The following is a 12624-nucleotide window of genomic DNA, read 5'->3' as shown; positions in this document are numbered from 1 at the left end:
CCGGCATCGAAACCACAAGGGATCCCGTCATGTACGAACCAGGCGCCGCCGTCTCGCTGCTGCAAGGAGCCTCCGCCGCAGCGGCCGAGGTGTTCAAGTGCATCCTCACCCGGGGTCCGATCAGCCGCATCGACATCGCCCGGCTCGCGGGCCTGTCCCAGGCCGCGGTGACCAAGGCGGTGGCCCCGCTCATCGGCGTCGGCCTCGTGTCCGACCGGCTCGAATCCCAGCGCGACGGACAGCCCGGTCGACCGGCGAACCCGCTGATGGTCGTGCCGGACGCGCTGGTCTGCCTCGGCATCAAGGTCAACGCCGACGAGATCGTCGGGGTCGCCACCGACCTGACCACGCGCATCCTCGCCAGCGACCGCCGCCCGCTCGACTCCACGAAGCTCGACACCGTCGTCGACGCCCTCGAAGCCACCGTGCACCGGCTCGTCGACCTGCTCGGCGAGCGGGCCGGACGGCTGTGCGCCGTCGCGGTCACCGTCTCCGGCGACGTCGACACTGTCGGCGGTATCGTCCGCGAGTCCGCGATCATGGGCTGGAGCGAGGTGCCGCTCGCGGCCATCCTGACCGAGCGCCTGGGCCGTGATGTGCTCGTCGAGAACGACGTGCGTGCCCTGACCATCGGCGAGCACTGGTTCGGGGTGGGTGTCGGCACCGCCTCGTTCGCGATCGTCACCATCGGTCGCGGCATCGGCAGCGGCCTGCACGTCAACGGCGAGGTCGTCGAGGGCGCGTACGGCGTCGCGGGCGAGATCGGCCATCTTCCACTGACCTCGGCCGACCGGACCTGCCCGTGCGGCCGGCGTGGCTGCGTCGAGGCGGTCGCCGGGACCCCGGCGATAGTGGCCGAGGTGTCCCGCGGGCACGGCCGGGAGCTGTCGATCGGCGAGGTCGTCGACCTGGCACACCGCGGCGACCCCCTCGCCGTGCGGACGTTCGAGCAGGCCGCGACCGTGATCGGCACCGCGATCGCGACGCTGGTGAACCTCGCCGGCCCGGAACTGGTCATCATCGGCGGTGAGGCGGTCAGCGACTTCGACCTTTTCGAGGAGCATCTGCGGGCCGCGTTCGCCGAGCACGCCTTCGGCGCGGCGGGCCGGTGCCGGATCGTCACCCGCCCGCACACCTTCGAGGACTGGGCCCGCGGTGCGTCCGCGTCGGCCATCCGCCGCCTAGCGGAGAACCGGGGCTGAGGCGCTGCACGGACGCCGGAAGGCCTAGTTCTGGGTGGGCGGCGGGTTGTCGTCGGTGAAATCGGCGCGTACCACGAGATCACTGCTGCGCAGCGTGCCGGCTGACGCCGTAGGGCGACCGCCATGTCGGTGCGGGCGACGCTTGTCAGCCGGAAGACCCATCGGCCGTAGGTCGCCCCGACCCCTGGCTGAGCGCTTCGGCGGACCCCACGGGGGTGATGACCCGACCTACACGATGCGATTCGATATGAGCGGGCTGTCTCATGAGAGGTGTCAGGTGACCGCAGAGCATCTTTCGGTGTGGATAGCGTCGGGCAGTCTGCTGGTGAACATCGCGTTCCTCGGATTCCTGGTCGTCCAGGTGCGACTCTTGAAGAGGCAGCTAGACCAGGCCAACGAGGCGACGGATGCCGAGCGGCTGCGGGTGCAGAAGCAGGCCACGCTGGAGTTCATGGCCAACACGTTGCAGCGGCGCCAAGAGCTCGCCGCAGAGATGCCGTCCGAGACGGACACCAAGCAGGTCGAGCACTTCCTCGAACTCCTGCGCACTGATCCCAAGAAGCTGCGGCACGTGTACAACTACTTGAACTACTACGAGCACTTTGCCGTCGGCGTCAACAGCGGAGTGTTCAACATAGACGTGGTCGAAAGGGCATCGGCAACGGTAATCATCAGGATCGACGACACCTACCGACCGTTCGTCAACAGGATAAAAGCCGAGGAAAACCACCCCTTCATGTACGACGAAATAGCGCGTCTGGCGGCGACTCTGCGTGTACGCCGCGGTCTGCGATTAGCTTCCTTGCCGCAGCAGACGCCGCCAGGTGACGGGGCGGTCCTAGGCACGAGACCGGAACGGGCCGAAGCACAGGTCGGCTGAGCACGGGCGGCCCGCCGACCGGCGGACCGCCCCATCGCTGCGCGACGGCTGTCGGCGCCGCATGACCGCCGAACCCGGCCGGGCGTGGCCGTCCTGAGCAGTCAAGTCCAGGGACCGCCAGGCGGCCGGGAAGACCTCGCCGACCACGTCTGGGGCGTCCTGGCTGGCCGATACGCCAGCTTGCGTACGCGTGGATGTCGTCGGCATGTCGGCGGAACAGTTCCGTCAGTCGCTCTTGCCGTTCCCGTTAGTCGCGCTGTCGACGGGTACTTGTCGAGCCGCGCGCCGGAATTACAGGCATGTCGCGACGATCATTTTCGGAGGCGGCCGGGCGGCGGAACTTCGCGTGATCAGGCACTCGCAGCCTTGCCTGTACGATGACCTGCGAGTGAAGGGTCTGATGTCGTTGGCTACCCGAAGCAGTCGCACCGAGTCCCGGCCCGCGTTGAGCCGGGATCGCGTGCTGCGGGCGGCGATCGAGCTGGCCGACGAGGGCGGCATCGCCGCTGTGACGATGCGCCGGCTCGCCGAGAGCCTCGGGGCCGAGGCGATGTCGCTCTACCACCACGTGGCCAACAAGGAACAGGTCCTGGACGGCGTCGTCGACGTCATCGCGACCGAGATAAACGAGGCGGTCGGCCGGATCACGCTGTCGACCCGCGGCGCGGCCTGGCAGAGCGCGGCCCGCGAGCGCATCCTGACCGCCCGGCGGCTGCTGCTGCGGCATCGGTGGGCGCCCGCGGTGTTCGAGTCGCGGACCACGACGAGCCCCGCGGTGCTGCTGTACTACGACGGCCTGGTCGGCATCATGCGCGACGGCGGGTTCTCCAACGACCTGGCCCACCGCGCGATGCACGCGCTCGGCAGCCGGGCGCTGGGTTTCAGCCAGGAGCTGTTCAGCCCGGGTGACGGGCCGACCACGGGCGAGCCCGATCCGGTCATGGCGAGCATGGCCGCGCGGCTGCCCCACCTGGTCGGCATGCTGACCGAGGTCATGCACGACGATCCTGATTCGACGCTGGGCTGGTGCGACGAGCAGGCGGAGTTCGAGTTCGGGCTGGATCTGCTCCTCGACGGCCTCGACCGGCGGCGCTGACCTTAAGGGATTCTCCTCCTTGACTGCCTTACGGCGTAAGGCTACCTTACAACGTAAGACTTACAACGTAAGGTCAGGAGACCTCGATGAAGGCGTACGTGCTCCACTCCTACGGTCCGCCCGAGAATCTGCACCTCACTGACGTCGAAAAGCCCGTGCCGGGGGCCGGCGAGGTGCTCGTCCGGGTCCGCGCCACCTCGATCAACCCGTACGACTGGCACCACCTGCGCGGCGAGCCCGTCGTCGCCCGGTTCATGGGCGGCGGCTTCGGCAAACGCCGCCCGAGCCACCCGATCCTCGGCTGCGACGTCGCCGGCGAGGTGGCCGCGGTCGGCGCCGGAGTCACCCGGTTCCGCCCCGGCGACGAGGTCTACGCCCTGGTCAAGCACGGCGGCTTCGCGCAGTACACCTGCATCCCCGAGGACCACCTGGCCCCCAAACCGCGCAGCCTCTCCTTCGAGCAGGCCGCCACGGTGCCGATGGCGGCCCTGACCGCGCTCGCCGCGATCCGCGACAACGCCAAGGTCCAGCCGGGACAGCGCGTCCTGGTCATCGGCGCCTCCGGCGGCGTCGGGACGTACGCGGTGCAGCTGGCCCGGTCGGCGGGCGCGGCGGTGACCGGCGTGTGCAGCGCGCGCAACGCCGACCTGGTCCGGTCCATCGGCGCGGCCGAGGTGATCGACTACACCACACAGGACTTCACCCGGCTCGCCCGCGGCTTCGACGCGCTCGTCGACATCGCCGGCAGCCCGTCCGTCTGGGCCGCCCGGCGCGTGCTGCGCCCGGCGGGGACCTACGTCGTCGTCGGCGGAAACGCGGGACGCTGGGCCAGGCCCGTCGACCACATGATCGGCGCCACCGTGATGGGCAAGCTCACCTCCCAGCCCGTGGTCATCACCGACACCCCGGCCGCCCCGGCCAGCGCCCGCGACCTGGTGGAGCTGACCGCCCTGTTCGACAGCGGCGCGGTCAAGCCGGTCGTCGAACGCCGATACCCGTTCGCGGAGCTGCCTGAAGCGATCCGTCACGTCGAGACCGGACGGGCACGCGGCAAGGTGGTGGTAGCCGTCGAGTGAGGCCATGTCGCCGGTCGGACGGCCGGGTGCACCTGGCCGACAGCATCGAGGACGCCGTCGCCGGCCTCGCCCGTTGACCATGAGGGCGAGGTCGGCGACGGCGTCGATTGCCACCGGCGCGCCGGTGCGCGTCAGGCGGTCACCCTCTCGTGGATCTGCTCGACGGTGGCGCGGGCCGAGGTGATGGCTCCGTGCTGCCAGGCGATGGCGTGGCTGAGGTGGTCGCCGGCGAAGTAGACGTTGCCGGAGGCCTGCAGGAGGCTGCGGTAGCCGGCCCCGGTCTGGCCGCCGGCCGCGCCGGGCCAGCTGACCCACGCCGCCTCGGAGAACTTCGCCGACGCCCAGTCCTGGCTGAACGACGCGGTGATGCCCTCGCCGTAGACGTCGCCGAAGATCTTCTTGCCCTGTGCCACCGCCTCGGTGAGCCGCTGCGCCGGGGTCAGGGTGCCGTAGAAGTTCGCGTTGCCGCCGGTGTTGTAGTAGCCGATCATCGTGCCGGTCTTGCCGTGGTAGCCGTACGACGGGTGCCACACGTTGCCGATGTTGGTGTTGGCGTTGGTGATGCCGCCGTAGATGCGGAAGTCCTCCTCCCACCAGCGGCGGTCGTACTCGATGCCGATCTTGCCGGCGTTGGTCCTGCTGACCGAGCCCAACGCCGTGACGACCTCGGCGGGCATGTTGCTGGGGATCTTCGCGGCGATGTGGGGCGGCATCGCGTTGATGGCGAAGTCGGCGGTGATGGTCTTCGGGCCGTTGGCGGTCGTGTAGGTGACCGCGACGCCGTCAGGGGTGTTCTGATAAGCCACGACCTCGGCGTTATAGCGGAAGCGGCGGGCGCCGATCGCCTCGGCGAAGGCGTACGCGATGCGATCCATGCCGCCGATGGGCTGGTACATCATCATCGCCTGGTCGAAGCCCATCTCGAAGGAGAAGTAGTTGCCCAGGGTGGAGCGGAACAGGTCGGACAGTTCGTACTGCGGCAGCGGGGTGCCGGCCTCGAGGTGGGCGCCGGGCTCAGGGGCGTAGCCGCGGCGGCCGCCGCCGACGTACTCGTTGGCGGAGTTGATGGCACCGAAACTGCGCAGGTAGGAGATCAGGGCGTCCTTGTCCTCCGCGGTCAGCTCCACGTCGAGGGCGCCCTGGCTGGTCGCCTTGGCCAGCAGCTCGGCGGTGTAGCCGTAGGCGTCGGCCTTCACCGCACGCTGCCGGACCGGGACGCCGTTGAGCGCGCCGGGGACATTCTCGCGGTAGAGGAACGCGTCGGCGTTCTGGTTGGTGAAGACCTCGATCGGGACGCCGAGCTCCTTGCAGTAGTCCAGCGTCACGTGCATCTGCGGGATGCGCCCCGGGCCGGCGTTCATGTACTGGCCCTTGGAGAAGCCGGCCGTCTGAGTCTGTCCTTTGAGGTCGGTGAAGGTGGTGCCGCGCCGGACCGTCCAGTTGCGGCCGCCGGGCCGGTCGCGGCCCTCGAGCACGGTGACGGAGTAGCCGCCCTTGAGCAGCTCGTACGCGGCGGTCATGCCGGCGATGCCGCCGCCCATGACGATGACGGACTTGGCGCCGCGGCTTCGCAGGCCGTCTCTCGTGAGCGGGGTGAACGGCGGGGTCTCGGCAGCGTTGGCCGCGGTGGTGAGCCCGAGGGCTCCCATCGTGTGGAACATGACTCCTGCGCCGCCGGTGATGCCGACCTGGCGGAGGAAGTCACGGCGCGTCTGGGCCAAAGGGGAACCTCCAGGGACGTCCGGGAGGCGGGGGGACGCCTCCCGCGTGGGGGATGTTGAGTCCCGGAGGCTAGGAGGGCCAGATTTCGGTGCCGCTTTAGTTGTATGTCCGCCGTATTGCCTACCCGGTCCTCAACCGACCGGTAGGTAACGATGGCCGCGCGGTAGTGCTGGATCAGCCGTTCGTCGACCGGTCGGGTCACGAGGGCTGCTGCGGTCCAGGGCGCCCGGTGAGCAGTGCGCGGCCCAGCGGGGTCACCACGTGCAGCATGTGCCTGCCGTAGGGGCGCGTCCGCAGCAGTCCCGCCCGGCGCAGCGTGGTGGCGTGCTCGCTGGCGCTGGACAGCGAGATGCGCACCCGGCGGGCGAGTTCGGTGGTGGTGCAGCCGTGCGGGTGCAACTGGGCCGCGCGCAGTACCGCGGCGCGGGTGTTCCCCAGCAGCGCGACCAGCTCGCCGTCGGGCGGCGTGGCCCGCTCGGCGTCCCAGTCGGGATCGTGGTCGATCGGGTACACCAGCACCGGCGGCCGGTCGGCCGCTCGCAGCGTCACGGGCGTGCTGCGGCAGAAGAACGACGGCAGCAGCACCAGGCCACGGCCTGCGAGGTGGATGTCGCGGTCGTCCGGGTAGGCGACGTGCAGGGTCGGCGCGTCCCACCGGATCGTGGGGTGCAGCGTGGTCAGCAACCGGTCGACGCCCCCGTCGACCAGGAACCGCGCCCCGCGTGCGCGTGCGCCGGCGACCTGCCCCGAGATCAGCTCCCAGTGGGCGGCGAGCACCGCGTCGAAGTAGGCGCGCATCGCGGACGCCAGCGCGGTCACCGCTGTGCGGTCGCCGTCGGCCAGCCGCTCGGCCCGCTCGCGCGGGCAGTGCTGCGGCAGCACCTGGCGTAGATCCGCTCGCAGGTGATCGACCGGGGTCGCCAGCACCTCGTGCAGGCCCGCGTCGAGGCCTTCGTCGACGTCGCGGAGTCCCCGCGTCGGGGTCAGGAAGTCGGGCGAGTAGCCCGTCGGAGGCGCCAGGCTCAGCAGCGCCCGCATCTCCGGGGTGAGGCGCGTTATCGCACGCCGACGCCACGACCCGAGGGCCGGTGGCGCGTGCCCGCTGGTCAGCGCGTGCTGGCTCAACAGGGATTCCCACAGTGGATCGGCGCCTGAGGCGAGCCGCAGCGAACCCAGGTCAGCAGCGGTGAAGTGTATGCGCAGCATGGTCCGGCCTCCGCTGCGCGGACTCTACCGCCAGACGGGCATTACGGGCAATCAGCGATGCCCATGCGGCGATCGATGCTGCCGCCGGAGCACGCTTCGGTCCTGCCCGAAGCGACTGGCCCCGCTCGACGGACAGGTCGCATGCTCTGTCGCGACCACGCTCCACCATCCGGAGACGGGAGCTGACCCGATGCGACGCCTGGCTTTGCTGTTCCTGACGCTCGTGCTGCTCGTACCCGCCGCGCCCGCGCTGGCGGCCGGCACGTTCACCAACCCCCTCAACGGCAGCGCGGACCCGACGCTGACCTACGTCAACGGCAACTACTACCTGGCCACCACGCTCGGGGACCGGATCGGAATCTGGAAGTCGCCGACGCTGGCGGGCCTGGCGGGCGCCGGTGAGCACACCGTGTGGCGCGACAGCGACCCGAGCCGCAACCAGCAGATGTGGGCGCCGGGCCTGTACCGGTTCGGGCAGCGCTGGTACGTGTACTACACGGCCAGCAACGGCGTCGACGCCAACCACCGCACGTATGTGATCGAGTCCGACGGTGACGACCCGCTGGGGCCGTACCACTTCAAGGCGCGCATCGCCGACCACGGCGAGTACGCGATCGACGGTGAGCCGTTCGTGCACAACGGCCAGATGTACTTCGCCTGGAGCGGTCCCGGCCGCGGCATGGGCGGCCCGGCGCAGATCTACCTGCAGCGCATGGACACGCCCTGGTCGACGACGGGTTCGCGGATGGCGCTGCCGGCCGGCGGCGGCTGCACCGAGGTGCGCGAGGGCGCGGTCGGGCTGCGCGGCAGCGGGCGGCTGTTCCTCGTCTACTCGACCTGCGACACCGGCAAGCCCGACTACCAGCTGTGGATGAAGTCCATCGCCGACGGGGCCGACCCGCTGGTGGCGGGCAACTGGGTGCAGCACGCGGGCCCGGTGTTCTGGCGCAACGACGCCGCGGGCGTGTTCGGGCCCGGCCACAACGGGTTCTTCAAGTCCCCGGACGGCACCGAGGACTGGATCGTCTACCACGGCAAGACCACGTCGGCGTACACGTACGCGGGCCGTACCACCCGCGCCCAGAAGATCACCTGGAACGGTGACGGCACCCCGAACTTCGGCCGGCCGTACGCGGTGGGCACGGCGCTGACGCCGCCGTCGGGTGATCCGGACAACCCGTCCACGGCCTGGTCGGCGATCGTCGACAACACCACCGAGGGGCGGTTCACCGCGAGCGCGAACTGGGGCGTGTCGTCGTACTCGGTGCAGCGGTATGGGGCCGACTACCGGTTCGCCGACCCAGTTTCGGCCAGCGACGCGGCCTGGTACAAGTTCGCGATCCCGCAGACCGGCACGTACCGGGTCGACGCGTGGTGGCCGTCGCTGACGGGGTACAGCACCAAAGCGCCGTACGTGATCGTCACCGCGAGCGGGAACCAGACGGTGAACGTCGATCAGCGGTTCAACGGCGGCGCGTGGCGCACCCTGGGCACGTTCACGCTGACCGCCGGGGACGAGAACAAGGTCGCCGTGAGCCGCTGGACCAACGGCACGGGCCTGGTGATCGCCGACGCGATCCGCATCACGCGGGTCTGACCGGCAGCAGATCTGGGAGAGTCGTGGTCGCCCCCGACTCTCCCAGATCAGGGAACTAGCGCAGGCCGAACGCCCGCACCACGGCCTGGGTGACCGTGTTGCCCGCGGAGTCGGCGGCGCTGATCCGCACCGAGGCGAACTTCGCCCACCACGGCGCGTGCAGGGTCGTCTGCCAGGAGCCGTCACGCCGGTCGAGCGACGCCCGCCGCCAGGTGCGGCCGTCGTCGTACGACAGCTCCACCTCGACCTTGCGGATCTGCCCGCCCTGGTGCACGCCCTCGAACTGCTGCGCGGTCACGCCCAGGCGGGCGCCGCGGTCGGCCCGGCCGGCGAGGTCGGTGTCGACCAGGTAGTGCACGCCGATCAGCGGCAGCCGCCGGATCTCGTCGGACGCGGCCCCCGTGAACGAGAACGTCCACTCTGTGCGGGTGCTGACCGAGTACGGCGACACGACCTCCTGGCTGGTCTCGGTGATCAGCCGTACCGGCCGCGGACCGGGCGTGAGCACCCCGTACATGCTGCTGCCCGGGTTCTCGGCGATCAGCTCGTCACCCTGGTACAGGCTGGTCTGCTGCGAGATCTCGCCCTCCCACACCAGCGCCTGGTGGTGCGGGTCGGAGTCGCCCCAGTTCGGCAGCGCCCAGACCATCAGCTCGTTGCCGACCATCGTCGGCCGGCCCGACACGAGGCTGTCCTGCAGCATGCTGGGCCGGCCGATCGGCGCGAACCAGCGCACGTCCGTGCGGCTGCCCGGCCGGTAGCCGAGCAGGTCCGACGAGAAGGTCAGCGGGCCCATGCCGGCCTGCTCGAACCACTGGTTGCCGTGGTCGGCCGAGACCCAGTCGGTGCGGGCGCCCTGCCCGGGCACCGGCAGGATGCCGCCGCTCAGCGCCGCCCACGGCTGGTCCGGGGGGACGTCGTAGCGCAGCCCCGACCCGGTGCCGGGCACCGGGCTGCGGTAGGCGACGTCGACACGGGCCAGGTCACGCGGTCCGGGCCGGTAGGTCACGTCCTTCGGCACCGCGCCGCGGTAGCGGTGGACCAGGTCGTACACGTAGGACGGCAGCGGATGCGACTCGACGGTGTGCCGCTGCCTGCCCTTGGCGAGCTGTGCGATCAGCTGCTCGCCCTGGTCCCGGCCGAGGGCGGCGACCGGCAGCGCCGGGTTCGGGTTCTCCAGCTCGTACCAGGCGTCCAGGCGGCCGTCGGCGTCGTTGACGAGCAGCAGCATCCGCGCCCCGGCGGCGGCCGCCGCGTCGGCCTGCGCGACGACGTCGCCCCCGGCCTCGTGCCGTACCACGGCGATCTTGCCGCGGACCCGGGCCTGCCGCAGCTCGGCGGCGGTGCCCCGGCCCGCGAAGGCGAGGTCGAGCTGCTCACGGCCGTCCGGCAGGCTGCGCGAAGCGGTCTGCATGAGCAGGTCGTCGTAGCGCTGCCCGTGCCCGCTGATGGTCAGCGGCGGCTCGACCAGGCTCCAGCGGAACCCGAGGCTGAACTGGCCCTGCTTGACGGCACCGCCGGTCGGGGTGGCCCAGACGCTGTGAAAGCGGCTGTGCACCGTGTAGTTGTCGAAGAACGGCACCAGGTCGGCGTAGGTGCGGCCGTAGTCGACGCGGACGTCGGCGCGCGCGGTCGGCGTCTTCACCTCGGCGGCGACCTGCCGCAGCTGCCGGGCGTCGAGCACGACGGTGCGGTCGCCGGTCAGCACGATCTCCGGTGCGATCAGCAGTCCCAGGCCCAGCGAGTGCGGCCCGGTGACGCCGGGCAGCTCCGCCTGCATGATCGCGCTGTAGGTGCCCGGTTGCAGGTTGGCGGTGAGGCGGCCGGTGCCGTCCACGGCGTACAGCCGCGGCGCGGTGTTGCGGGTGATGTCCTTGAGCAGGATCAGCCCGGCCAGGCCGAGACCGGCGCGGTCGCGGGTCTGGAAGGTCAGGTCGGCGCGCTCGCCTTCCTTGTTCAGGCCGACCAGGGTACGCAGCCGCAGCCCGCCGGGGCCGGTGGCGTCGACCGCGACGTGGGCGTAGGTGTCGTCCTGCGCGCGGTCCAGGGCGATGTGGACGGTCGCCTTGGCGGTGCCGTGCGCGGGCACGGTGACCCGGTCCGCGTCGAGGGTGAACAGTCCTGCCGGCGCGGTCGGCGCGCGGACGGCCAGCGCCAGGTCCACCGGCGCGTCACCGGTGTTGGTGTAGACGACCTCCCGGTCGATCCGCTGCCCCGGCTGGTAGGGCCAGGCCAGGTCGGTGAAGTCGGTGCCGGTGGCGAACACGCTCGCCCCGGTGGCCGCGACGGCGTCGACTCGGCCGATGCCGTCGATGTACGGGTCGATGCGCTCGCTCGTGCGGCTCGTGCTCATCAGCACGTCCTTGAGCCGCTGCCCCGACCAGTCCGGGTGAGCCGCGGCCAGCAGCGCCGCCACGCCCGCGACGTGCGGCGTCGCCATCGACGTGCCGCTCATCGTCGTGTACAGGCCTTCGCCCTCGCTCGACTGCTGCGAGCGGGCCGCGAGCACGTCCACGCCGGGGGCGGTGATGTCGGGCTTGAGGCCGTTGTCGCCGCGGCGCGGGCCGCGGCTGGAGAAGAACGCGATCCGGTCGAGGCTGTCGACCGCGCCGACGGTCAGCGCGGCGTCGGCTGCACCGGGCGCGCCGACGCTCTGCATGTCGGGGCCGGAGTTGCCGGCAGCGATGGTGAACAGCGCGCCGGTCTGCGCGCTGAGCTCGTTCACGGCGCTGCTGAGCGGGTCGGTGCCGTCGGTGGGCGCACCGCCGAGGCTCATGCTGACGACCTTCGCGCCCTGCTGGCGCGCGGCCCACTCCATACCGGCGATGATCCAGGAGTCCTGGCCCTCGCCCAGGTCGTTGAGGACCTTGCCGACGTGCAGGCGTACGCCCGGGGCGACGCCGCGCTCGCGGCCGTCCGACGCGGCGCCGGTGCCCGCGATCGTCGACGCGACGTGCGTGCCGTGCCCGTGCCGGTCGGTGACCTCCTCCCCCGGCACGAAGCTGGCCGTCTGCGCGACCTGCCCGGCCAGATCCGGGTGGGTGACGTCGACGCCGGTGTCGAGCACCGCGACCGCGACACCGGAGCCGGTGTTGCCGGTCGCCCAGACCTGGGGTGCGCCGATCTGCGCGGTCGTGTCGGCCAGGGCGGCGCGGACCTTGCCGTCCAGCCACACCTTGGTGACCCCGCCGGCGAGCGCGGGCCGGGCGTCGGCGCGCTTGGCCGCGCTCGGGGCGGTCAGCGCCGCCCAGAACCGGTCGGCGTCGCCGCGCTGCTGCTCGACGGCCGCGCCGTGCACGCTGTCCAGGCCGCGTACCTGCACCGAGCCGGGCAGCGGCGCGCGGCGGGCGGCCGTGCCGTCGGCGTACTGCACGATCAGCGGCAGCCGTGGGCGGTGGGCGTCGTCGTAGCCGTCGGCGATCAGGTCGGTGACGTTGAACAGGCGCTCGTCGAGCAGGCCCGCGGCGACGTACGGCGTGACCGCGTCGGGGTACACGTAGGTGTCCGTGCCGTAGGTCAGCACGTGCGCGCCGGCCGTGCCGCCGTGTGGGCTGCGGACGCTGGTGGTGGTGCGGCCACCGGGCAGCGCGGTGACGGTGACCCGGTCGCCGGTGATCAGCGTGATGGTGTGCGAACCGCCGGGCTTGATCGGGGCTTTCGCAGCGGGCACGGCGGCGACGGCGCTGCCGGGGGAAACGGCCGAGATCGCGCCCAGTGCCAGCGTTATCGCCAGCAGGGCGTGCGCGGGGGCGCGGCGTCTCGGTGAGGGAAGTGCGGCCACGAGGCGGACTCCGTTCGTGCGGGGGATGAACGCCCGAAGATCGTCGCAACGACGCAGGCCGCAC

Annotated in this window: 8 protein-coding genes; 5 read left to right on the top strand and 3 right to left on the bottom strand. The window is 71.3% G+C overall.

Going from position 1 to position 12624, the window contains the following annotated elements; translation table 11 throughout:
• Positions 1-29 precede the first annotated feature (29 nt).
• The 4 genes from F9C41_RS19500 to F9C41_RS19485 all read left to right on the top strand — a co-directional run bounded on the left by F9C41_RS19500 (position 30) and on the right by F9C41_RS19485 (position 4254).
• Positions 30-1202: an ROK family transcriptional regulator gene (locus F9C41_RS19500; RefSeq protein WP_155388247.1), complete on the top strand. Its 1173-nt coding sequence runs from the start codon at positions 30-32 to the stop codon at positions 1200-1202.
• Positions 1203-1479: 277 nt separating this feature from the next.
• A complete protein-coding gene (locus tag F9C41_RS19495) occupies positions 1480-2082 on the top strand; it encodes a DUF4760 domain-containing protein (RefSeq protein ID WP_196279845.1) in 603 nt (200 codons plus the stop codon).
• 400 nt (positions 2083-2482) lie between these two features.
• Positions 2483-3178: a TetR/AcrR family transcriptional regulator C-terminal domain-containing protein gene (locus tag F9C41_RS19490; RefSeq protein ID WP_155388245.1), complete on the top strand. Its 696-nt coding sequence runs from the start codon at positions 2483-2485 to the stop codon at positions 3176-3178.
• 86 nt (positions 3179-3264) lie between these two features.
• Positions 3265-4254: an NAD(P)-dependent alcohol dehydrogenase gene (locus tag F9C41_RS19485; protein WP_155388244.1), complete on the top strand. Its 990-nt coding sequence runs from the start codon at positions 3265-3267 to the stop codon at positions 4252-4254.
• A gap of 131 nt (positions 4255-4385) precedes the next feature.
• Here the strand turns inward: F9C41_RS19485 and F9C41_RS19480 are convergent, their stop codons facing one another.
• Positions 4386-5975, bottom strand: coding sequence for a flavin monoamine oxidase family protein (locus F9C41_RS19480; protein WP_230689760.1), 1590 nt, complete (start codon positions 5973-5975; stop codon positions 4386-4388).
• Between the two features lie 199 nt (positions 5976-6174).
• A complete protein-coding gene (locus F9C41_RS19475; protein WP_155388243.1) occupies positions 6175-7182 on the bottom strand; it encodes a winged helix-turn-helix domain-containing protein in 1008 nt (335 codons plus the stop codon).
• A 190-nt stretch (positions 7183-7372) separates the two neighbouring features.
• Between F9C41_RS19475 and F9C41_RS19470 the strand changes: the two genes are divergently transcribed.
• Positions 7373-8779 (top strand): family 43 glycosylhydrolase, encoded by a 1407-nt coding sequence (locus F9C41_RS19470; protein ID WP_155388242.1) that lies wholly within the window; start codon positions 7373-7375, stop codon positions 8777-8779.
• A gap of 55 nt (positions 8780-8834) precedes the next feature.
• Here the strand turns inward: F9C41_RS19470 and F9C41_RS19465 are convergent, their stop codons facing one another.
• A complete protein-coding gene (locus F9C41_RS19465; RefSeq protein ID WP_230689759.1) occupies positions 8835-12560 on the bottom strand; it encodes a S8 family serine peptidase in 3726 nt (1241 codons plus the stop codon).
• Positions 12561-12624 lie beyond the last annotated feature (64 nt).

The organism is Catellatospora paridis (genome assembly GCF_009720365.1).
In the GTDB taxonomy this organism is placed as follows: domain Bacteria; phylum Actinomycetota; class Actinomycetes; order Mycobacteriales; family Micromonosporaceae; genus Catellatospora; species Catellatospora paridis.
Note: the sequence above shows the minus strand (reverse complement) of the source record. Positions and strands in the feature narration are given on the sequence as shown.

Coding starts and splice junctions, on each gene's coding strand:
- F9C41_RS19500 (WP_155388247.1), top strand. CDS start 30: ATGTACGAACCAGGCGCCGCCGTCTCGCTGCTGCAAGGAGCCTCCGCC.
- F9C41_RS19490 (WP_155388245.1), top strand. CDS start 2,483: ATGTCGTTGGCTACCCGAAGCAGTCGCACCGAGTCCCGGCCCGCGTTG.
- F9C41_RS19485 (WP_155388244.1), top strand. CDS start 3,265: ATGAAGGCGTACGTGCTCCACTCCTACGGTCCGCCCGAGAATCTGCAC.
- F9C41_RS19475 (WP_155388243.1), bottom strand. CDS start 7,182: ATGCTGCGCATACACTTCACCGCTGCTGACCTGGGTTCGCTGCGGCTC.
- F9C41_RS19470 (WP_155388242.1), top strand. CDS start 7,373: ATGCGACGCCTGGCTTTGCTGTTCCTGACGCTCGTGCTGCTCGTACCC.